Source organism: Streptomyces sp. NPDC059455 (assembly GCF_042750115.1).
Lineage (GTDB): Bacteria > Actinomycetota > Actinomycetes > Streptomycetales > Streptomycetaceae > Streptomyces > Streptomyces endocoffeicus.
Genome location: NZ_JBHYVB010000082.1, coordinates 14,708 through 35,738 on the forward strand (window position 1 = coordinate 14,708; position 21,031 = coordinate 35,738).

General features: G+C 72.5%; 18 protein-coding genes. 5 read left to right on the top strand and 13 right to left on the bottom strand.

The genetic code is table 11. The features are described from left to right. A partial coding sequence (locus ACFXB5_RS26780) for an SDR family oxidoreductase (RefSeq protein WP_385212221.1) occupies window positions 1-674 on the top strand: 674 nt, incomplete at its 5' end. 1,013 nt (window positions 675-1,687) lie between these two features. On the opposite strand, the gene amaP is transcribed toward ACFXB5_RS26780, so the two are convergent. Genes amaP through ACFXB5_RS26805 form a run of 5 tightly spaced genes read right to left on the bottom strand, consistent with a single transcriptional unit; the run spans window position 1,688 to window position 4,158 of the window. Then, window positions 1,688-2,242, bottom strand: coding sequence for an alkaline shock response membrane anchor protein AmaP (gene amaP, locus ACFXB5_RS26785; protein ID WP_385212223.1), 555 nt, complete (start codon window positions 2,240-2,242; stop codon window positions 1,688-1,690). Between the two features lie 7 nt (window positions 2,243-2,249). After that, window positions 2,250-2,942, bottom strand: coding sequence for a DUF6286 domain-containing protein (locus ACFXB5_RS26790; protein ID WP_385212225.1), 693 nt, complete (start codon window positions 2,940-2,942; stop codon window positions 2,250-2,252). Then, the gene (locus tag ACFXB5_RS26795; RefSeq protein ID WP_385212227.1) at window positions 2,939-3,373 is read right to left on the bottom strand and encodes a hypothetical protein; all 435 of its coding nucleotides are present in this window, start codon (window positions 3,371-3,373) and stop codon (window positions 2,939-2,941) included. Before ACFXB5_RS26795 ends, ACFXB5_RS26790 begins: the two co-directional genes overlap by 4 nt. Before the next feature lie 27 nt (window positions 3,374-3,400). Beyond that, on the bottom strand, window positions 3,401-3,592 hold the full coding sequence (locus ACFXB5_RS26800; RefSeq protein ID WP_020872298.1) for a hypothetical protein: 192 nt from the start codon (window positions 3,590-3,592) through the stop codon (window positions 3,401-3,403). Window positions 3,593-3,633: 41 nt separating this feature from the next. Then, the gene (locus ACFXB5_RS26805) at window positions 3,634-4,158 is read right to left on the bottom strand and encodes an Asp23/Gls24 family envelope stress response protein (RefSeq protein ID WP_385212229.1); all 525 of its coding nucleotides are present in this window, start codon (window positions 4,156-4,158) and stop codon (window positions 3,634-3,636) included. Window positions 4,159-4,329: 171 nt separating this feature from the next. Here ACFXB5_RS26805 and ACFXB5_RS26810 point away from each other — a divergent pair, with 171 nt between their 5' ends. After that, window positions 4,330-5,040 carry a hypothetical protein gene (locus tag ACFXB5_RS26810; protein WP_385212231.1) on the top strand — a complete coding sequence of 237 codons (711 nt, stop codon included), beginning with the start codon at window positions 4,330-4,332 and terminating at the stop codon, window positions 5,038-5,040. A 21-nt stretch (window positions 5,041-5,061) separates the two neighbouring features. On the opposite strand, the gene ACFXB5_RS26815 is transcribed toward ACFXB5_RS26810, so the two are convergent. Both ACFXB5_RS26815 and ACFXB5_RS26820 read right to left on the bottom strand, forming a co-directional pair. Then, a complete protein-coding gene (locus ACFXB5_RS26815) occupies window positions 5,062-5,553 on the bottom strand; it encodes a two-component system response regulator (RefSeq protein ID WP_385212233.1) in 492 nt (163 codons plus the stop codon). Continuing rightward, window positions 5,550-9,947: a HAMP domain-containing protein gene (locus ACFXB5_RS26820; protein WP_385212235.1), complete on the bottom strand. Its 4,398-nt coding sequence runs from the start codon at window positions 9,945-9,947 to the stop codon at window positions 5,550-5,552. The genes ACFXB5_RS26815 and ACFXB5_RS26820 overlap by 4 nt, the downstream gene beginning before the upstream one ends. A 93-nt stretch (window positions 9,948-10,040) precedes the next feature. On the opposite strand from ACFXB5_RS26820, the gene ACFXB5_RS26825 reads away from it, so the two are divergent. Next, window positions 10,041-11,942, top strand: coding sequence for a SpoIIE family protein phosphatase (locus ACFXB5_RS26825; protein WP_385212237.1), 1,902 nt, complete (start codon window positions 10,041-10,043; stop codon window positions 11,940-11,942). 147 nt (window positions 11,943-12,089) lie between these two features. Here the strand turns inward: ACFXB5_RS26825 and ACFXB5_RS26830 are convergent, their stop codons facing one another. The 6 genes from ACFXB5_RS26830 to ACFXB5_RS26855 all read right to left on the bottom strand — a co-directional run bounded on the left by ACFXB5_RS26830 (window position 12,090) and on the right by ACFXB5_RS26855 (window position 19,036). Continuing rightward, window positions 12,090-12,869 (bottom strand): enoyl-CoA hydratase/isomerase family protein, encoded by a 780-nt coding sequence (locus tag ACFXB5_RS26830; protein WP_385212239.1) that lies wholly within the window; start codon window positions 12,867-12,869, stop codon window positions 12,090-12,092. A gap of 122 nt (window positions 12,870-12,991) precedes the next feature. Continuing rightward, window positions 12,992-13,213: a helix-turn-helix domain-containing protein gene (locus ACFXB5_RS26835; protein WP_020872291.1), complete on the bottom strand. Its 222-nt coding sequence runs from the start codon at window positions 13,211-13,213 to the stop codon at window positions 12,992-12,994. 423 nt (window positions 13,214-13,636) lie between these two features. Beyond that, window positions 13,637-15,235: an ABC-F family ATP-binding cassette domain-containing protein gene (locus ACFXB5_RS26840; protein ID WP_385212241.1), complete on the bottom strand. Its 1,599-nt coding sequence runs from the start codon at window positions 15,233-15,235 to the stop codon at window positions 13,637-13,639. 147 nt (window positions 15,236-15,382) lie between these two features. Then, window positions 15,383-16,888: a hypothetical protein gene (locus ACFXB5_RS26845; RefSeq protein WP_385212243.1), complete on the bottom strand. Its 1,506-nt coding sequence runs from the start codon at window positions 16,886-16,888 to the stop codon at window positions 15,383-15,385. A gap of 197 nt (window positions 16,889-17,085) precedes the next feature. Continuing rightward, window positions 17,086-18,213: an alpha/beta hydrolase gene (locus ACFXB5_RS26850; protein WP_385212245.1), complete on the bottom strand. Its 1,128-nt coding sequence runs from the start codon at window positions 18,211-18,213 to the stop codon at window positions 17,086-17,088. Window positions 18,214-18,349: 136 nt separating this feature from the next. Further along, on the bottom strand, window positions 18,350-19,036 hold the full coding sequence (locus ACFXB5_RS26855; protein WP_385212247.1) for a class II aldolase/adducin family protein: 687 nt from the start codon (window positions 19,034-19,036) through the stop codon (window positions 18,350-18,352). A 351-nt stretch (window positions 19,037-19,387) separates the two neighbouring features. On the opposite strand from ACFXB5_RS26855, the gene ACFXB5_RS26860 reads away from it, so the two are divergent. Both ACFXB5_RS26860 and ACFXB5_RS26865 read left to right on the top strand, forming a co-directional pair. Continuing rightward, window positions 19,388-20,644, top strand: coding sequence for an anion permease (locus ACFXB5_RS26860; protein WP_385212249.1), 1,257 nt, complete (start codon window positions 19,388-19,390; stop codon window positions 20,642-20,644). A 13-nt stretch (window positions 20,645-20,657) separates the two neighbouring features. After that, a complete protein-coding gene (locus ACFXB5_RS26865; protein WP_385212251.1) occupies window positions 20,658-20,909 on the top strand; it encodes a hypothetical protein in 252 nt (83 codons plus the stop codon). The last annotated feature ends 122 nt before the right edge of the window (window positions 20,910-21,031 follow it).

Consider the following 21,031-nt stretch of genomic DNA (forward strand, 5'->3'; position numbering starts at 1 on the left):
GGCCGTCTCGCTCCCCCCTCCCCCCCCCGCCTCCCTCTTGCTCTGCTCCGCCCCCCCCCCCTCCTTCCTGTTTTTCCTATTCGTCCCCCCCCCCCCCCTCCCCCACCCCCTCCCTCCCCCCCCCCCGCCTCATCGCCACCGCCCGGGAGCGCTTCGGCGGCTTCGACGGCGTCCTCATCAGCGTCGGCGGCCCCCCGGCCGGGCTGACCGCCGACATCACCGACGCCCAGTGGCAGGCCGCCTTCGACTCCGTCTTCCTCGGCGCCGTCCGCCTCGCCCGCGCCGCCGCGGAACAGCTCCCCTCCGGGGGCGTGATCGGCTTCGTCCTCTCCGGCTCCGTCCGCGAGCCCATCCCCGGCCTCACCGTCTCCAACGGCCTGCGCCCCGGCCTCGCGGGCTTCGCCAAATCCCTCTCCCTCGAGGTCGGCCCCCGCGGCATCCGCGTCGTGGGCCTCCTCCCGGCCCGCATCGACACCGACCGCGTGCGCGAGCTCGACTCCCTCTCCGGCGACGCGGAGGCCTCGCGGGAGCGGAACGCGGCGGCGATTCCGCTGCGGCGGTACGGGATGCCCGAGGAATTCGGCAAGGCCGCGGCGTTCCTGCTCTCGCCTGCGGCGTCGTACCTGACCGGGCTGATGCTTCCGGTGGACGGCGGGGCCCTCCACAACATCTGAGGGGGCGTGGGGGTGGGCCCACGGGGGCTCCGCCCACGGACCTGGGCACTGGCCCAAGGACCTGGGCACGGCACGGCACGGCCGGACGCCAAGCGCGGCCCGTGTTCGCCTCCGGCGGGATTCCCCCCCCCCCCCCCCCCCCCCAACCCAAGGCTTCCCCCCCCCCGCCCCTCCCCGAACACATGGGGCTCCGCCCCCTGGAACACACCGGGGCTCCGCCCCGGACCCCGCTCCTCAAACGCCGGAGAGGCTGACTCCCGAGCGAGCCCACGCCCACCCCAGTACCCGCCCCGCCGATAACACCGCCCCACCAGCGGATACCGAACCACGCCACCAGGCACGGCTGCTTCTCTCTCCCAGCCCCACCACCGCTGCTCTCCCGGCCCCGCCGCTGCTTCTCTCTCCAGCCCCTCCGGTTCTCTCCAGCCCCTCCGGCGCTTGAGGAGCAGGGCCGGGGGCCGAGCCCCGGCAGGGGGTGGGGCGGAGCCCCAGCAGGGGTCGCGGGGCGGAAACCTCGGGGGCTTGGGGCGCAGCCCCAGCGGTCGGCGGGGGGCCGCAGGCGGTCCAGAGGCGTGGAGGCCGAGCCTCGACAGGGCTTGGGGCGCAGCCCCGGGGCTTGGGCGCAGCCCCAGCAGTCAGCGGAAGCCGCAGGCGGTCCAGAGGCGTGGAGGCAAAACCCCGACAGGGGCCGTGGGGCGGAACCTCGGGGGCTTGGGCGCAGCCCCAGCGGTCGGCGGGGGCCGCAACCCGTCCAGGGGCGCGGGGGCGGAGCCCCGACAGGGCTTGGGGCAGAGCCCCGGCAGGGGACTTGGGGCGCAGCCCCGGGGCTTGGGCGCAGCCCCAGCGGTCGGCGGGGCCGCAACCCGTCCAGGGGCGCGGGGGCGGAGCCCCGACAGGGCTTGGGGCGGAGCCCCGGCAGGGGGCTTGGGGCGCAGCCCCGGGGGTCGTGGGGACGGAGACCCTGCGTTTCGGGGAGGGGGTGGGGGAGATTTCGCCGGAGGCGGCCACGGCCGTTAGCGTGCTCGTTCCGCCCCGTGGCGGGCCACCCTCAGCCGCACCTCCGCCGGGAGGGCTTCCAGGCCCGCCGAAGTGCGGGCGCGTTCCAGGGCCTCCGCTCGCACCGCGTCCAGAGTCGACAGCGGATCCGCCCGCGCGTCCAGCGCCAAGCCCATCCGGGCCTCCGGTGTCGTCCGGCGGCCCCGTAGCAGGACGTGGGCGCGCTCCACGCCGTCCAGCGACTCCGCGTCCGACAGGAGGGCGGCCTCCAGGGCGCGGCCGCGTAGCAGAGCGCCCTCGCCGTCGCCCGTCTCCACGAGCACTTCCTGGAGCCGACGCCGTCGCAGTTGGACCAGGAACCAGCACAGGGAAAGCACGAACAGCACCGCCAGCGCCCCGATGACGGCCGGCCACCACCATCCGGTGTCCCGCCATCGCGTGCGGTCCGCCCGGCTGAGCAGCACATCGGCGCGGCCGTCGAACGGCGGCCCCCCGGTCAGGACCACCGCGCCCGCGGCGGCCAGCACCAGGCCCACGAGCCCCAGCAGCACCCGGTTGACGACACTCAGCATGGCGCGCTCACCCCTTCGATTTCGCGGAGCGCCGTACGTGGACGGAGAGGGCGGGTGGCCGGGCCAGGCCGAGTTGGCGGATGCCCTCGTGGAGGGCGGCGTCGAGATCCGCGCGTACCTCGTCGAGGTCGCGGAAGTGGGCCAGCGCGCGGGCCCTGATCCGCCGTCGGCCGACGTCCACGCGGGCCGACCGGACACCGGGCACCTCCATCGCCCGGTCCCGCAGCACCAGCCCCGCCGACGTTCGGTCGATTCCCGCTCGAACGGCGGCCTCAGCTTCTGCCCCCGACCCCGACCCCGACTCCGGCTCCGGCGCTCGCATCGGCAGCAGCCCTCGTAGCCCCGGCGCCATCGCGAGGATCACCATCCACACCCCCAGCGCGGCCAGCAGCGCCGCCCCGCCCACGATCCACGCGTTGTCCAGCGGCCGCGAGGCGAGTTCATCGGCGAGCCAGTCCCGCCACCCCATGGCGCGCCGACCCGAGCGCACGGCCGCCACGTCGTACAGCAGCAGCCCGCTGACGGCGGCGATGACCAGGGCGACGATCCCGGCCGGTACCCGCCGCTCGGACCAGAAGCGCCGGACGCGCCCGGCCGGATCCCCGTCCCCGGTGCCGGAGCCGACACCCGTCCCCGTCCCCGCCCTCGCGCCGTACACCGACGCCGAGGTGGACTGACGCATCTTCTGGTCCGCGTTCATCGCACCCTGTCCCTCCCCCGACGCGCCCTGCGCTCCGGGCGCTCCCACTGCGGCACATGCAGCCGTTCGACCGTCACCGCGACCTCGAGCACCTCCATGCCCGTCATCTCGCCTACCCGTTCGATCACCTGGCGACGCACCGCACCGCAGTGCGCGCCGATGTCCGAGGGATAGCGGAGCTCGACGGCGACCCGGACGCGCGCGACGCCGCCGCGCACCGCGGCGACCGCGTACGGCCGCGCGCCGACGACATCGGCGAGGGCGACCTCATCGGTATCCGCACCCGTATCCGTATCCGTATCCACACCACCATCCGCATCGGCATCCGCGGCGCCGCCGCCCCGCAGCGCCTCCCGCGCCGCCTGCGAGGCGATCTTCGCTACGACCCGGTCCGCGATCCGCGTCGCACCCCGCTCACCCGGCTCCACCACGGCACGTCCTTACGGTCGTCATAGCGTTCACCGTGGCCGTCCGTCACGGCCACGGGAACGGAAGAAGTCGCCCGGTTCCAGATCACCGTCCAGGAACCGGCCAACGATGAACCCGACGGCTCCCAACGCCGCCACCAGCAGAAAGGCCCCGAAACCACCGAAGTAACCTGCGAAAGCCAGCGCCATTCCCGCGATCATCCCGACCACGGCCATGCTCATTGTGTGCTCCTTCGCTGGAGCCGACCGGAACCGCTGCCGGCCTACTGGAGCCGCGGCTCCGGCGATTCCTCTTCCTCGTCCGGCAACTTCACATCGCTGACCGCGATATTGACCTCGACGACCTCGAGGCCGGTCATCCGCTCGACCGCCGCGATCACGTTCTCCCGTACGGCCCGTGCGACATCGGCGATGGAGACGCCGTAGTCCACCACGATCTCCAGGTCGAGGGCCGTCTGTACCTCCCCCACCTCCGCCTTCACCCCGCGGGTGACCGACCGGCCGCCGGGCACCCGGTCCCGTACGACCCCGAAGGTACGCGCTAGTCCTCCGCCCATCGCATGGACGCCGACGACATCGCGGGCCGCCATTCCCGCGATCTTCTCGACGACGCCGTCGGCGATGGTGGTGCGCCCCCGCACGGCCGGGTCGCCTCCGCCCCGCCTCGTCCGATCGGCGGCGGCGGCTGCCGCGGCCATGCCGGGCCCGGTGCCCAGCGTCTTGGGCGTACCGGCGGCGGGTTCCGTGGCGGGGTTCTCGGGTCGGTTCCGTGGTGTGGTCTCGGACATCACCGATCGTCCCTTCCGAGGCGAAGAGCGGTGGAAGCGATTTCCGCTCGCTCTAATTACCACCTTAAAGGCGCCTTCCCCGAACCGCTTCGGAGATGCGGCACTCGCGCGATCAATACGGCAGGCTGAGAGCGGTAGGGCTCACGTCCGTACGGCGTAAGGGGTGGCACGGTGGTCACGGACCGGCTCGCGCAGACCGTAAGGGAGCAATTGCGGATCGGTCGGCTGCTGCCCCTGGGCGAGCGGGAGGACGGCTCCTGGATCACCGAACGCGCGGCGAGCTCCGTGCTCGGGCGGGCCGCCGCCGAGGTCCCCGGCGCACACCTGGGAGCGCTGCGGATCGGGCCCGCCGACCCCGACGCCGCCGGGACGCCCGCGGTTCCGCCGCCGCCGAGCGCACTGCCGCCGGGGCCCCTGCGCATCGCGGCGGAGTGCGGGGCGACGCTGGAGGAGCCGCTTCCGGTGACCGCGGACCGGCTGCGCGACGTACTGCTCGACGCGGCGACGGACCGGCTCGGCCTGCTGGTGGAGGCGGTGGACATGCGGGTGACGGAGGTGCTGGACGAGCTCCCGGCCCCGCCCCCGGAGACCCCGCGCCCCCACCGGACCAAGAGCCCAGACCACGACCCCGACCCCGCCACCGCGGGCATCGCCCGCGCCGCCGTCTCCGTGCCCGGCGTCGCCCGGCTCGCGCCGGTGCTGGGCTCGCCCCGGGCCGTGCGGATCGAGGGGGCGCACATCCTGATCGAGCTGGCCGTGGCAGCGGATCACCGGGCCGTGGATGTGGCGAGGGCGGTACGAGCGGCGGTGGTGGAGACCGCCCCGGCGCCGGGGGACCAGCCGCCCACGGTGGCCGTCCTCGTCACGGCCTTGGAGCCCTGACCGGTCCCCGGCCCCGGCCGGTCACTCCGCGACGTACTTCCGCAGCCCCTCGACCGTGCGCTCCAGCTCCTCGACTCGGCCGGACAGCTGCTCCGTCCGCGCCTCGAGCCAGCGGTTCTTGCGGTGCATCTCCAGGAACACATTGACCTTCGTCCGCAGCAGCCAGGGATCGAAGGGCTTGGTGAGGAAGTCGGCGGCGCCGATCGCATAGCCCCGGTAGGCGTAGTCGGAGTCGGCGTCGGTCCCGGTCAGCAGGATGATCGGGACGTCCTTGGTCTGGTCGAGCCGCTTGATGTTGGCGGCGGTCTCGAAGCCGTCCATGCCCGGCATCAGGACGTCGAGCAGAACGACGGCGAAGTCCTGCCGCAGCATCGCCTTCAGCGCCTCCTCGCCGGAGCGGGCGCGGACGAGCTGCTGATCGAGCGGGCCGAGGACGGCCTCCAGCGCGATCAGGTTCTCCTCCATGTCGTCGACGATGAGGATTCCGGCCTTCTCGGACAGGCTCGTAGTCATCTCTCCCCCTGCCTCGGCCTCGGCGGACCGGTCTCGGCAGGCGCGGCGCCCTCTTCGGACACACCCTCTCCGGACACGGCGGTGTCTCCGTCGGACCCGTCGGACCCGTCGGACCCGTCAGACGCGGTGGCAGCGCTCCCGGACTCGCCCGGCTCCCCCACCTCACTGTTCGGATCGAGCAGATCGAGGATCGCCGACATCAGCCGGTCGACGTCCACGGGCTTGGAGACATAGCCATTCGCGCCGCTGTCGATGGCCTTCTCCCGGTCGCCGGGCATGACCTTCGCGGTCAGGGCCAGGATCGGCACATCGGCGAGACGTGGCGTGCTCCGGATGGCCCGGATCGTCTCGTACCCATCCATCTCCGGCATCATCACGTCCATCAGGACCAGCGAGACGTCCGGGTTGCGGTGCAGCACCTCCAGCCCCTCCCGGCCGTTCTCCGCGTACTTCACCGTCATGCCGACCCGGCCCAGCACATGCGTGAGCGCGAAGACGTTCCGGATGTCGTCGTCGACGATCAGGATGCGGCGACCGTTCAGCACCTGACCGGGGCGTCCGCGCTGCCACTCCTTGAGCCGGGTGGTTCCCGGCCAGCCGTCGTCGTGGTCCTCGCCCTCGGTCTCCCGCTGGCTGCCGGCCCCGGCCTCCGCCCCGCCGCCCGGGGCCCGAATGGCGAGCCGGCTGGCGACCAGGCTGTCCGCCTCGCCGAAGACCCCGCTCGGGGCATGGTCGGCGGTGTCCGGCAGCGTCTCGTCCGGGGCGGGGGCGACCGCCGGGACGGTGGAGCCGGTGGCCCTGGGGTCCGAGGGGTCGGGCGCCGGGGCGTCGCCGCTGTAGTGCGCGGGGACGTAGAGGGTGAAGCGGGAGCCGACGCCCAGTTCGCTCTTGGCCACGATCCGGCCGCCGAGCATTCCGGCGATCTCCCGGCTGATGGACAGGCCGAGGCCCGTCCCGCCGTACTTCCGGCTGGTGGTGCCGTCGGACTGCTGGAACGCCTCGAAGATCACCGGCAGCTTCTCCGGCGGGATGCCGATACCGGTGTCGGTGACGGAGAACGCGATGACGGCGTCCGCGGCCCGCAGCGTCTCCTCCTCGAACTGCGCTACCGGGGTGCGCTCGACGCGCAGCGTCACCCCGCCCGAGGAGGTGAACTTCAGGGCGTTGGAGAGCAGATTGCGCAGGATCTGCTGGAGCCGCTGCTCGTCGGAGAACATCTCGCGCGGTACGTCCTCGCCGACCGCGATCTCGAACGACAGGCCCCGGTCGACGGCGAGCGGCCGGAAGGTGGCGTTCACATAGTCGAGGATCTTGACCAGCGGCAGCTTCTTCGGACGGACGTCCATCCGGCCCGCCTCGATCTTCGACAGATCCAAGATGTCGTTGATCAGCTGGAGCAGATCGGAGCCGGAGCGGTGGATGGTGGCGGCGAACTGCACCTCCTGGGGGGACAGCCGGTCCTCGGGGTTGTCGGCGAGCAGCCGGGCCAGGATGAGCAGCGAGTTCAGCGGGGTGCGCAGCTCATGAGACATATTGGCCAGGAACTCGGACTTGTACTGCGAGGCGGTCGCCAGCAGCGCGGCCTTCTCCTCCAGCTCCGCGTTGGAGCGCTGGAGCTCGTTCGAGCGCTGGCGCAGCTCGGTGGTGAGCCGCTGGGACTCGGAGAGCAGAGATTCGGTGCGGGCGTTGGCGATGATGGTGTTGATCGAGACGCCGATGGTGTTGACGAACTGGTCGATGAAGGCCAGGTGGACGTCGCTGAACCGGCTGAAAGAGGCCAGCTCGATCACTCCGAGCACCTGGTCCTCGTAGAGGATCGGCAGGATGACCACGCTGGCGGGGAGCGCGGAGCCCAGCCCGGAGTTGATGGCGATGTAGTCGGGCGGGACGTCGTTGATGAGGATCCGCTTCTTCCCCACCGCCACCTGGGCGACCAGCCCGCGGTCCGGGTCGCCGCGCCGCAGCGTCTGGCCGTCACCCCCGACCGCGCCCTGATCGGTGCCGTATCCGGCGATGAACTCGAGCCCCTCACCGGGCTTGGCGCCGGCCGCGGTGAGGAAGAACGCCCCGAACTGCGCGTTCACCAGCGGGGTCAGCTCGCTCAGGATCAGGTCGGCGACCTCGACCAGATCGCGGTGGCCCTGCATCAGGGCGGCGATACGGGCCAGGTTGGACTCCAGCCAGTCCTTCGCGCGGGTGGTCTCGCGGAGGTTGGCGACCATCAGATTGACGTTGTGCTTCAGCTCGGCGACCTCGCCCTGCGCCTCGACCGAGACGGACCCGGACATATCGCCCTGGGCGACGGCGGACGCGACCTCGGCGATCGCGCGCACCTGGGTGGTCAGATTGAGGGCGAGCTCATTGACGCCGGTGGTCAGCCGCTTCCAGGTGCCGTAGACGCCCTCGACCCGGGCCTGGCCGCCCAGCCGGCCCTCGCTGCCGACCTCGCGGGCCACCCGCGTCACCTCGTCGGAGAACGAGGAGAGCGTGTCGACCATGGTGTTGATGGTGGTCTTCAGCTCCAGGATCTCGCCGCGCGCGTCGACGTCGATCTTCTTGCTCAGATCGCCCTCCGCCACGGCGGTCGCGACCTGCGCGATGTTGCGGACCTGCGAGGTCAGGTTGGACGCCATGAAGTTGACGTTGTCCGTAAGGTCCTTCCAGACCCCGGACACGCCCGGCACTCCGGCCCGGCCGCCCAGCTGGCCCTCGGTGCCGACCTCGCGGGCCACCCGGGTGACCTCGTCGGCGAACGAGCGGAGCTGCTGGACCATGGTGTTCACGGTGTCCTTGAGCTCCAGGATCTCGCCCCGGGCATCGACCGTGATCTTCTTCGACAGATCGCCGTTGGCGACCGCCGTGGTCACCTGGGCGATGTTGCGGACCTGGGAGGTCAGGTTCAGGGCCATGAAGTTGACGTTCTCGGTGAGATCCCGCCAGACCCCGGAGACGCCGCGCACCTGGGCCTGACCGCCGAGGTTGCCCTCGGTGCCCACCTCGCGGGCCACCCGCGTCACCTCGTCGGCGAAGGACGACAGCCGGTCCACCATGGTGTTGATCGTCGACTTCACCTCGAGGATCTCGCCCTTGGCTTCCACCGTGATCGTCTTGCTCAGATCGCCCTCCGCCACGGCGGTCGCGACCTGCGCGATGTTGCGGACCTGGGAGGTCAGGTTGTCCGCCATGAAGTTGACGTTCTGCGTAAGGTCCTTCCAGACCCCGGACACGCCGCGGACCTGGGCCCGGCCGCCCAGCCGGCCCTCGGTACCCACCTCGCGGGCCACCCGCGTCACCTCGTCGGCGAAGGCGGAGAGCTGGTCGACCATGGTGTTGATCGTCGACTTGAGCTGGAGGATCTCGCCCTTCGCATCCACGGTGATCTTCTGCGAGAGATCACCGGTGGCGACGGCCGTGGTCACCTGGGCGATGTTGCGGACCTGGGAGGTCAGGTTGGACGCCATGAAGTTGACGCTGTCCGTAAGGTCCTTCCAGACCCCGGACACGCCGCGGACCTGGGCCCGGCCGCCCAGCTCGCCCTCGGTGCCCACCTCGCGGGCCACCCGCGTCACCTCGTCGGCGAACGCGCCCAGCTGGTCGACCATGGTGTTCACGGTCAGCTTGAGCTCCAGCAGCTCACCGGTGGCCTCGACCGTCACCTGGCGGGTGAGGTCACCGCGGGCGACCGCCGTGGTCACCTCGGCGATGTCACGGACCTGCGCGGTGAGCCGGGAGGCCATGGTGTTGACGGCCTCCGTCACCATGCGCCAGTCGCCGGAGAGCCCCTGCACCTTGGCGCGGCCGCCCAGCCGGCCCTCGGTGCCGACCTCGCGGGCGATACGGGTCAGCTCGCCGGTGAACAGCGACAGCTGGTCCACCGTGCGGTTCACCCCGCGTCCCAGCCGCCGCAGATCGCCGCGGAGCTGGCGGTTGCCGTCGTGCAGATCCACCCGCTGGGTCAGATCGCCGGACGCGATCGCGTCGAGCACCCGCGTGGCGTTGGACACCGGGCCGACCAGGGCGTCCACCAGCTGATTGGCCGCGTCCACATTGGTGGCCCAGGCCCCCTGGCCAGGGCTCGCGGTGATCCGCTCGTCCAGCCTGCCCTGGCGCACCACCTCGCGGCGCATCCGGTGCAGCTCCCCGGACAGATGCGCGTTGCGCACCACGAGCTGGTTGAAGACCCCGGCCATCTCGCCGACCAGGCCCGCGGCCGAGGCGTCCGCACGGACAGTGAAGTCACCGTCACACAGGGCGTTCATCGCCGCCAACAGCGACCGCAACTCGGCCGCGGACGCGGTCGCCTCACCGCGCGCCGAGCCGGACGGCCGAGCGGATTCCGGACATTCCTCGGGCGGGGCCGGGGGTGTATCGGTGGTGATCGGGTCGAGAGCCATGGCGTCGTCCCTTAAAGATCATTCATATGCCTCTGTCTGTCATAATATGGCACCTAGATGGCCTAAATCGCCTGTATTGACCTGGAGCCGCACGTGGGAGCCTTGTTTCCTCTCGCGCGTGAGTCCGTCTCGCGGACGACGTTGCCCGGAAGCGTGCGCGCGCCCGGCGCGGCGCGCGCCTTCGTCCGTACGGCGCTCACGGGACGGAGCGCGGCGGAGGCGTTCGCCCCGATCACCCTCGACGAGCGGTCGATCGACGACGCGGTGCTGCTGGTGAGCGAGCTGGTCACCAATGCCGTGCTGCACGCGGGCACCCGGGTCGAGGTGGTCTGCCGACTCCAGCCCGGCGACGGCGCCGCCGGGGAGGACTACGGGCCGGAGAGCGGCCCCTACGGGCCCGAGGGAACGAACGGCCCGGACGATGTGCCGAGGGACGGGCCGAGGCGGCCGGGGATCGTCGTCGAGGTGGCCGACCTCCACCCCGCCAGCACCGTCTACGGAGGGCCGGAGACCCAGCGCCGGGGCCGCGGCCGCGGGCTCCAGCTGATCGGGGCGCTCGCCGAATCCTGGGGCGTGGCCTATCACCGCACCCGTAAGGCGGTCTGGTTCCGGCTGGACGCCGAGCGGGCGGGGACCGAGTTCGACGCCGTCCCCACCAGCGCGCTCGGGCGCGAGCTGCGGTTCGCCGAGACCTTGGCCCCCATTTCGCCGCGTGAGCAGCGCGATCCGACCGCGGACTGGGTGGACCGCGGCGGACCGTCCTTCCTCGCCGAGGCCAGCGAACTCCTCACCGGTCAGCTTGACGAGAACATGGTGGCCGCCCTCGCCGGGCAGCTGCTGGTGCCCCGGCTGGCCGACTGGTGCGCGGTCTGGCTGACCACCGAGAGCGGCGGGCTGCAGCTCGCCCGCGTCTGGCACAGCAATGAGCACCGCATCGGCGAGCTCCGCATCTCGCTGGAGCGGCATCCGCCGCCGACCGGACTCGGCTCGGCGGGCACCTCCTGGCCCTGGCCCGGGGTCGCGGACAGCCAGGGGGCGGGCGGATCGGCGGTGTGCTTCCCGCTGATCGCACACGGCCGCAGCCATGGCGTCCTGCTGCTCGGCCGGGCGGGCGTGCCACGCATGGCAGAGGGCGTGGTGCGGCTCTCGGAGGACGTGGCGCGGCGGGTGGCCCAGGCGGTGGCCACGGCCCGGCAGTACACCCGTCAGGCGACGATCAGCCGGGCGCTCCAGCGCCGCCAGCTGCCCATGTCGCTCGCCCATATCCCGGGGGTGGACACGGCGATCGTCTACGAGCCGCACGGCGAGGGGCAGACCGTCGGCGGCGACTTCTACGACCTGTTCCCCATGGGCGACCGCCGCTGGTGCTTCCTGCTGGGCGACGTCCAGGGCAGCGACCCGGAGGCGATGTCGGTCACCGGGCTGGCCCGCCATCTGGTCCGGCTGCTGGCCCGCGAGGGCCATGGGGTGGAGTCGGTGCTCAACCGGCTGAACCAGGCGCTGGTGGAGGAGGACGCGGAGGCGGCGGAGATCGACGGCGAGCAGTCCCGGCCGCGCTTCCTGAGCCTGCTGTACGGGGAGCTGGAGCCGGACCCGGCCGGGGGCGGCGCCCGCTGCACCCTGGCGAGCGCCGGCCATCCGCTGCCGCTGCGGCTGACCACCCAGGGCGCGGTGGCGCCCGCCGCCTCCCCCCAGATGCTGCTCGGCATCGACGAGGACCCGGACTTCCACACCGATACGCTGGCCCTGGGGCCCGGCGAGACGCTGCTGTGCGTCACCGACGGGGTGACCGAGCGGCGCAACGGCCTCCGTCAGCTGGATGACGACGACGGTCTGTCGGACATCCTGCGGGGCTGTGTGGGGCTGGGCGCCAAGGCGGTCGCGGAACGGGTGCGGCGCGCCACGCATGACTTCAGCCCCGAGCCGATCGACGACGACCTGGCGGTGCTGGTGCTGGAGGCGGTGCCGGCGGTGGAGCCGCAGCGGACGGCGTGACGGGGCGGGCGGCCCCACCGGCTGCTGTGGGCGCGCAACTCTGCTGTGGGCGCGCAACGCGCGTGCCGATCCCCGGCGACGCCGTCCGTCCCCGGCGACGCCGTCACGGACCCGATGGGCGCCGTCACAGACCTGATGGGCGCCGGGCTAGTCCGTGACCCCCGCCAGGTCGCGCAGCCGGCGGGCCTGGGCGGCACGCTCGGCGGCACGCTGCTCCTCGTACGTGCGGTCCACGGCACCCCGCAGCAGCGCCTTGGTCTCCACCACCGCGTCGCGAGGCGCGGCGAGCAGGGCCGCCGCCAGGTCCTGGACCGCGCCGTCGAGCTCGGCGGCGGGCACCACGAGATTGGCGAGCCCGGTCCGCTCGGCCTCCTCGGCGTGGACGAAGCGCCCGGTCGCGCAGATCTCCAGCGCACGGGCGTATCCCACCAGGCCGACCAGCGGCTGGGTGCCGGTGAGGTCCGGCACCAGCCCGAGGCTGGTCTCGCGCATGGCGAACTGTGCGTCGTCCGCGCAGACCCGCAGATCACAGGCGAGCGCAAGCTGGAAACCGGCCCCGATGGCATGGCCCTGGACGGCGGCGATCGACACGATGTCGTTCCGCCGCCACCAGGTGAACGCGTCCTGGTACCCGGCGATGGTGGCATCCAGCTCGCTGTCGGAACCGCGCGCCATGTCGAGGAACGACGGCTCGCCGTCGAACCCCTCGGGCGCGAACGCCTGACGGTCCAGACCCGCCGAGAAGGACTTGCCCTCGGCGCGCAGCACCACGATGCGCACGGTGCCCGGCACCAGCTTTCCGGCCTCGGCCAGCGCCCGCCACAAGGCGGGCGACTGGGCGTTGCGCTTCGCCGGGTTGTTCAGGGTCACCGTGGCGACCGTGTCATCGACGGTGAGCTGAACGCCGTCCTTGTCGAGCAGGGTCACAGGGACCTCCGGTAGGGTGCGGTCAGTACAAGTGACTGCACAGTAACCACCCGGCCGAACCGACGATCAGCCGGGTGGCACCCCTGTCCCTGCCTGCTGATGGTGATGGAGCATGCGGGCGATCAGGCCGAGGCGGTCTTCTTGCCTCGCGTCGCACCGCCACGTCCCCGTAGGGAAACTCCGGATTCGCTGAGCATCCGGTGAACGAATCCGTAGGAACGGCCGGTCTCCTCGGCCAGCGCCCGGATGCTCGCCCCGGAGTCGTACTTCTTCTTCAGGTCTGCCGCGAGCTTCTCGCGCGCGGCGCCGGTCACCCGGCTGCCCTTCTTCAGAGTCTCGGCCACCCGTGCCTCCTCATGGGAAGTGCGCTCTGGACTCTCATGATCACCCCTACAGGGCTTCCTGGCCACCCATTCGGCAAGGTCTGTGGATGAAGGATTGCGGGAAATCGCGGCACGACGGCCTTCGGAAGCAAGGATTCCGGCGCTGTTCAACCTGACACTCTTTCGTGTTCATCGACGAAGAGGCAGGTCAGGGCATACATGAGCTACGTCGCAGAGATCCGGACCGGCGCACGGCACGGGGTGTGCGCCGGTGGCCCGCGACGCGCCGCGATACCAGCCGTTCTCACTCAGATGATGGATCACGCCTAGGCCGAATGATCTACGAGAAGGGGATTGGACCGGAGGAACCGGACTCTTGGGACGGCGTCCGGAACGCCACCCCCGCCCCTCCGCCGGGCCTGCCCCGCCCGCCGTCGGGCCTCGTCAGGCGAGCGCGACGAGGTCCGCGTAGTCCTGGCCCCACAGGTCCTCGACACCGTCCGGAAGCAGAATGATCCGCTCCGGCTGCAGCGCGTCGACGGCGCCCTCGTCGTGGGTCACCAGCACCACCGCACCGGCGAAGGTGCGCAGCGCGCCGAGGATCTCCTCACGGCTGGCCGGGTCGAGGTTGTTGGTGGGCTCGTCCAGCAGCAGCACATTGGCCGAGGAAACCACCAGGGTGGCCAGCGCCAGCCGGGTCTTCTCACCACCGGAGAGCACTCGGGCCGGCTTGTCCACGTCGTCGCCGGAGAACAGGAATGACCCGAGCGTCTTACGGATGTCGACGAGGTCGAGATCCGGGGCGGCGGAGCGCATGTTCTCCAGGACGGTGCGCTCCGGGTCGAGCGTCTCGTGCTCCTGCGCGTAGTAGCCCAGCTTCAGCCCGTGTCCGGGGGTCACCTGGCCGGTGTCCGGCTTCTCGACCCCGGCCAGCAGCCGCAGCAGGGTCGTCTTACCGGCGCCGTTCAGCCCGAGGATGACGACCCGGGACCCCTTGTCGACCGCCAGGTTGACATCGGTGAAGATCTCCAGGGAGCCGTACGACTTCGACAGCCCCTCCGCGGTCAGCGGGGTCTTGCCGCACGGGGCCGGGTCGGGGAAGCGCAGCTTGGCGACCTTGTCGGACTGCCGGACCCCCTCCAGACCGGACAGCAGCCTCTCGGCGCGGCGGGCCATGTTCTGCGCGGCCACGGTCTTGGTCGCCTTGGCGCGCATCTTGTCGGCCTGCGCGTTGAGCGCCGCGGCCTTCTTCTCGGCGTTGGCGCGCTCGCGCTTGCGGCGCTTCTCGTCGGCCTCGCGCTGGGCCTGGTAGAGCTTCCAGCCCATGTTGTAGATGTCGATCACCGAGCGGTTGGCGTCGAGGTAGAAGACCTTGTTGACCACCGTCTCGACGAGGTCGACATCGTGGGAGATGACGATGAAGCCGCCGCTGTAGGTCTTGAGGTAGTCCCGCAGCCAGGTGATCGAGTCGGCGTCGAGGTGGTTGGTGGGCTCGTCCAGCAGCAGGATGTCGGAGTCCGAGAAGAGGATCCGGGCCAGCTCGACCCGGCGCCGCTGACCGCCGGAGAGCGTATGGAGCGGCTGGCCGAGCACCCGGTCCGGCAGGCCGAGGCTGGCGGCGATGGTCGCGGCCTCCGCCTCGGCGGCGTATCCGCCCTTGGTGAGGAACTCGGTCTCCAGGCGCTCGTACTTCTTCATCGCGCGCTCGCGGGTGGCACCCTTGCCGTTGGCCATCCGTTCCTCGTTCTCGCGCATCTTACGGAGCACGGAATCGAGCTCGCGGGCCGAGAGGATGCGGTCACGGGCGAGGACGTCGAGGTCGCCGGTGCGCGGGTCCTGCGGGAGGTAGCCGACCTGGCCGGAGCGGGTGATGGTGCCGCCGGCCGGGATGCCCTCACCGGCCAGGCACTTGGTGAGCGTGGTCTTGCCCGCGCCGTTGCGGCCGACGAGACCGATGCGGTCGCCTCTGGCGATGCGGAAGGAAGCGGACTCGATGAGGACGCGGGCGCCGGCACGCAGCTCGACGCCGGAGGCGGTGATCACGGGAATTACTCCTGGGCAGGGTGGACGACGGACGGGACGGACGAGGGCGGCCGACGCCGTCTAATGCACGAGGAGAATTGCCATGGGGCTAGTTTAGCGGGGCGGGCAAGTTGATTTTCCCCCGGCTTGCCCCCGGCCGCCCCTCGCTCAGGCCCCGCCCGTGTGCACCTGGAAGGCCGCCCGGCGCACCGCCTTGGCCAGGGCCGGATCGGGGTGGGCCGCGGCCAGCGCCACCAGGACCTGCACGGTGCGGGGGTGCCCCACGGCCCGTACCTCCGCCAGCAGCGCGGGCACGGTGCCCTGGACGGCGGACTCCAGGTGGCGGACGAGCAGCGGGCTCTCCCCGTGGTCGGAGATGGCCGCGGCGGTGTCCACCCACAGCCAGGTGGCCTCCTCGCGGGTGAGCGCGTCCAGCGCCTCGTCCGGGTCGGCGCCCTCGTGTTCGGCGAGCCACAGAAGCGCGTACGGTCGCAGACACGATTCGTCGACGACGGCCCGCACGTTGGGCTCGGCGGGCGCCCCGACGACGCGCAGCGCCTCGAAGGCGAGCCCGCGCAGCAGCGCGTCGTCGCCGCGCGCCGCGTCGATGAGCTCGACGACGGCGCTGCCGACGGGGCGGGCGGCCAGCCAGGCGCGGTACTCGGCGCGGGCGGGGCCCGGGGTCAGACCGGCACAGCCGCGCAGCATGTCGGCGGCGTGCTGCTCGATGTTCCCGGCCGGGCTCTGGGCGGCGACGCAGATCTGCTCCAGCTTGACCCACACCGCCCAGTTGCCGAGCGCGGTCAGCTCGGCCTCCCGGCGGTCGCCCTTGGCGTCGTCGGCCGCGCTCCCGGCGCCCTCCGGCCCCTCCGGCCCGTCCTGGGGCTCCTCCCGCACCGTGAGCGCCCCGACGGACGAGAGGGCGTCCAGGGCCCAGTCGAGCAGCCCCTCCAGCGTGGCGGCATCCTCGGCGTCCTCGGCGTCCTCGACATCCTTGGCGCCTTTGAGGTCGTCGGCGCTCGCGGCGCGCCCGGCGCCCTCCGCGGGCTCCCGTAGCTCCGTGACCTCCTGGGGGACCTCGCACCGCTCGGTGCGCAGCTCGGCGACCCGCTGCCGGAGCATGTCCAGCAGGGTGGCGATCGGCACGGGACCGGCCGAGAGCTGCAGCAGGGAGAGCAGCTGTGGTACGGCCTCGACGACCTCCGCGACCGCCGTCGGCTCGGCCGTCTCGGGGGCGGGGCAGGCCAGGGACCACGCGTCCAGGAGCGCGACCCAGCCCCGCAGCACGGCGCTGTCGTCCCGGTCCCACGCCTGGAGCCGCCAGCCGGGGCGGGTGGTGCCCGCGTGGTGCTCGATGAGGCCGATGAGGCGGGCGCGGTCCCAGTCGGTCCGCACCTCCCGCTCGCTCACCCCGAGCGCCTCGGTGGCGCGGGCGGCGGCCTCGTCGGACAGCGCGCCGGGCGCGCCGTGCTCGGCCGCGGCCCAGTGGGCGATCGCCACGGCCCCGGTGAGCCCCGCCCGGGCCCGCCGGGCCAGCTCCGACGGCGGTGGAGTGCCCTCCGGCGGACGGGGCGCCGGTCTTGAGCCGCGGTTCACCGCGGGCCGGCGGGCCGTGGCCATCGGCCGGTTGCGGACAAGTCGGAGCCGGGAGTCGCGCGGAGTACGGGACGTCACGGAAGCAGTCTCGCCGTTGACGGCCCGAAAGCCCAATCGGCACCCGTCCGGCGGTCGCCGCGAAGGGTTCACGCCATCTTACGGACGCTTCCGCCGCCGCCCCGCGAACGCTTCCCGCGCCGCCCCGCACGCGCTTTCGCGATCGCCTTACGAGCGCTACACGAGGTCGGGCGGCGCGGGAGATCGCCTTACGGGCGCTACAGGAGCGGTACCAGAAAGCGCCGCAGCGCCTCCTCGTACGCCTTGGGGTCCGCGTTCCACATGGCCGCGTGCGGGGCCTGCCGCACCGTGTGAAGGGTCACCAGATCCCGTCGGCGGTCGACGAGTTCGCGCGAGACGTGCCAGGGCGCGAGGGTGTCGTCGGGGCCGTGGGCGACGAGCGTGGGCACGGACAGCCGCTCCGGGTCGGCCACCTCCGGGAGCCTGCTGTCGTGGAGTCCGGTGCGCCCCTCGGCGGCGCGCAGGGCGAGCGGGAGCAGCGGCGCGGGGATGCCGCGGGCCGCGGCGAGGGCGCGCAGGGTGGCCTGCCAGTCGAGCACCGGGGAGTCCAGGACGAGGCCGATGACGCGGTGCCGCAGCGCGGAGTTCGCGGCGGCGTGGAGGGCCATCGAGGCGCCGATGGACCAGCCGTGCAGCACGACCCCGGTCGCCCCGTAGCCCACCGCGTAGCGGATGGCCGCGTCCAGGTCGCGCCACTCGGTGTCGCCGAGGTGGGATATGCCGTCCTCGGAGCGCGGGGCGCCGGGGTCGCCGCGATAGGCGAGGTCGAGCACCGGCACCCGCAGCTGCCGCAGGAAGGGCATGACGACCATAGGGTGCTCACGGGTGGTGCCGAGGCCATGGGTGGTGATCACCCATGTGGAGCGTTCGCCGGGGATGAACCAGGCGGGCAGCGGACCGAGTTCGGCGGGCACGTCCACGTCGGCGTGGTCGATGCCGAGCGCGTCCCGCGGGTTGCCGATGTGCACCTGGGGGGTCAGCCGGACCCGGGTGCCGGGGGCGAGCTCGCCGTGGGTGACCCGCTCCAGGCGGCGCACGACGCAGTCGGCGGGGTGCGGGGCGTCCTCGATGACGGGGCCGACGACGGCGTGGCAGGAGCGGCCGGTGAGGCCGTAGGTGCCGGGGCGCAGCGAGGCGAGCGAGCGGGTCAGGGTGATCTGGCCGGCCGCGGTCGCGTGGACGGTCAGCGGCGCCTCGTTCGGCAGCGGACGGTTGGGGACCGGTTTCAGCGCAGCGCTGGTGGCGTACCGTCCGGCCGCCACCGCGGCCACGCCGACACTCAGCAGGGTGGTGGCGGCCGCGACCGCCGTTGTTCGCAGACGCATCCCTCCCAGTGTGGTCGGGGAGGCGGCCCCCGGCCAGCGGGCGTGCCCGGCCGGGGGACCGCCCGGCCGGGGCCCGGGAGCGTGCCGGGCGGGGCCCGGTGGCGTGCCGCCGGGGCCCGGGGCGTGCCGGGCGGGCTCAGCCCTTCTGGCCGTAGCCGCTCAGCTTCTCGGCGGCGCGCCGCATCTCGTCCGGCGGGATCAGGGAGGGGGTGCGGCCGGGGACGGAGACCGCGGTGAGCCAGACCTGGCACATCCATTCGAGCTGGGCGGTGCGGTCGTACGCCTGGTCCAGGGTGGCGCCGTGGACGACGGTGCCGTGATTGCGCAGCAGACAGCCGCCGCGGTCGCGCAGCGCCTCGAGCATGGCGTCGGCCAGTTCGTCCGTGCCGTAGAGCGCGTAGGGCGCGACGCGGACCGCGCCGCCGAGGGCGGCGGTCATGTAGTGGATCGCGGGGAGCTCGTCGACGAGCGTGGAGACGGCCGTGGCGTGGACGGCGTGGGTGTGGACCACGGCCCGGGCGTCGGTCTCCCGGTAGATCGCGAGGTGCATGGGCAGCTCGCTGGTGGGCTTCAGCGTGCCGAGGACCTGCTGTCCGTCCAGGTCGACGGCGACGGCGTCCCTGGGGCCGAGGCGGTCGTAAGGGACGCCGCTCGGGGTCACCAGGACGGTGTCGCCGACCCGGGCCGAGACATTGCCCGAGGTGCCGACGACCAGGCCGTCGGCGGTGGTCCTGCGGGCCGTACTCACCACCTGCGTCCATGCCTGCCGCAGGGGATGCGTCAGCCGCGGCTGCGGCTGCCGCGTGGATCGCGACTGGGTCACTTGCCCTCACCTCCGGGGCCCGATCCTTCCAGGCGGCCGCCGGCCGCGCGGCGGCGGGACCGGAACGGGCTCGGCGGGCGACTACGACCGTGCCTCGTGGGCACCCGACTCCGGGCGGGTGAACGTGGGGGGACCGCGGACGCCCGCGGGGCCGGTTCCGGGGCCCGCTTCGGCGGCCCTCGATCGCGGCTCAACTCCCGTACGACATGGGAACGTAGACTGGAATTCATCGGGTTTTAGCGACACCGCAACCATGTCACTCCGATGCCCTACTCAGTTCATCTTCCGTTCACCCTGTTTCCTTACGTTCACCGTGCCCACTAACGACCTTCGAACTGATTGACCGGGTGTATGGAACACATCACGCTTCTCATCGGGATCGTGATCGTCACGGCCTTGGTGTTCGACTTCACGAACGGCTTCCACGACACGGCTAACGCCATGGCCACCACCATCTCCACGGGAGCACTCGGGCCCAGGGTGGCGGTGGCGATGTCGGCCGTCCTCAATCTCGTCGGCGCGTTCCTGTCCGTGGAGGTGGCCAAGACCATCTCCGGCGGGATCATCGACGAGGGTTCCGGTATCCAGCCAGAAGTGATCTTCGCGGGACTCGTCGGCGCGATCCTGTGGAATCTGGTGACGTGGCTCGCCGGACTCCCCTCCAGCTCCTCCCACGCCCTGTTCGGCGGTCTGATCGGCGCCACCGTGGTCTCCGTGGGCCTGGACGGGGTCAACGGCGACGCGATCGTCATGAAGGTCCTGATCCCCGCCGTCGCCGCGCCGATCGTGGCCGGCATCGCCACGCTGGCCGCCACCCGGCTCACCTACCGGCTCGGCCGCGACCGCTCCCCGGAGGACACCGCGAAGGGCTACCGCGCGGGGCAGATCGCCTCGGCCGCCCTGGTCTCCCTGGCCCATGGCACCAACGACGCCCAGAAGACGATGGGCGTGATCACCCTGGCGCTGGTCACCGGGAACGTGGTGGCGCCCGACTCCGACCCGCCGCTGTGGGTCATCGTCTCGGCGGGCCTGGCCATCGCGCTCGGCACCTACCTGGGCGGCTGGCGCATCATCCGCACCATGGGCAAGGGCATCACCGACATCCAGCCGCCGCAGGGCTTCGCCGCCCAGACCGGCGCCGCGACCGTCATCCTCGCCTCCTCCCACATCGGCTTCGCGCTGTCCACCACCCAGGTCTGCTCCGGCGCCGTCATGGGCGCGGGTGTCGGCCGTAAGGGCGCCGTGGTGCGCTGGTCGACCGCGGGCCGGATGGTGGTCGCCTGGGTGCTGACCCTGCCGGCCGCCGGTCTGGTGGCGGGCGCCGCCGCGCTCCTCGCCGACCAGGGGAACGCGGGGATCACGGCGGTGGCCGTGCTCGCCGTCCTGGCCTGCGGGGCGATCTGGATGCTGTCGCGCCGCAAGCCCGTGGACCACACCAACGTCAATGAGGTCGGCACCCAGGAGCCGGTGGGCGCCGTCACGGCCGCCCTGCGGTCCGTGGCCCCGCCGCCCGCCGGTGCGGTGAGCGCCGCCCCCGAGGACGGCACCCCGGAGTCCACTCCCGAGCAGACCCCCACCCCCGCCGTCGCGAGCAGCACCACCCGCTAAGGAGCCAGGAAACATGAGCATCGACTGGGCGGCACTCGGCCAGGTCTTCGGCATCAGCCTCGCGGTGACGGTCGGCATGGTGGGCGTCTTCACCCTGGGCATCGTCGGCACCTCCCGTAGGCCGGCGCCGGAGCAGGGCGGCACGGCCGCCGCCGCGCCCGGGGGCGCGGTGGGCGCCTCCCCGCTCGCGCGCACCAGCGCGTACGCCTGCTTCGCGGTGTGCGCCGCGGTCGTGGCGTACGGCATCTATCTGATCGTCGCCTGAGGACCCCGCTTCCCCGAACGACCCACCGGCCGCCGGATGGTCGCGCTGACCAGCGCCCCCCCACTCACGGCCCGCCCTGGTGTGGCGGTGTGTGTTGGGGGTCGGGCGAAACCCGCGGTCTA

Coding starts and splice junctions, on each gene's coding strand:
- ACFXB5_RS26790 (WP_385212225.1), bottom strand. CDS start 2,942: ATGAACGCGGACCAGAAGATGCGTCAGTCCACCTCGGCGTCGGTGTAC.
- ACFXB5_RS26805 (WP_385212229.1), bottom strand. CDS start 4,158: ATGTCCGAGACCACACCACGGAACCGACCCGAGAACCCCGCCACGGAA.
- ACFXB5_RS26815 (WP_385212233.1), bottom strand. CDS start 5,553: ATGACTACGAGCCTGTCCGAGAAGGCCGGAATCCTCATCGTCGACGAC.
- ACFXB5_RS26865 (WP_385212251.1), top strand. CDS start 20,658: ATGAGCATCGACTGGGCGGCACTCGGCCAGGTCTTCGGCATCAGCCTC.
- ACFXB5_RS26800 (WP_020872298.1), bottom strand. CDS start 3,592: ATGAGCATGGCCGTGGTCGGGATGATCGCGGGAATGGCGCTGGCTTTC.
- ACFXB5_RS26820 (WP_385212235.1), bottom strand. CDS start 9,947: ATGGCTCTCGACCCGATCACCACCGATACACCCCCGGCCCCGCCCGAG.
- amaP (WP_385212223.1), bottom strand. CDS start 2,242: ATGCTGAGTGTCGTCAACCGGGTGCTGCTGGGGCTCGTGGGCCTGGTG.
- ACFXB5_RS26850 (WP_385212245.1), bottom strand. CDS start 18,213: ATGCGTCTGCGAACAACGGCGGTCGCGGCCGCCACCACCCTGCTGAGT.
- ACFXB5_RS26860 (WP_385212249.1), top strand. CDS start 19,388: ATGGAACACATCACGCTTCTCATCGGGATCGTGATCGTCACGGCCTTG.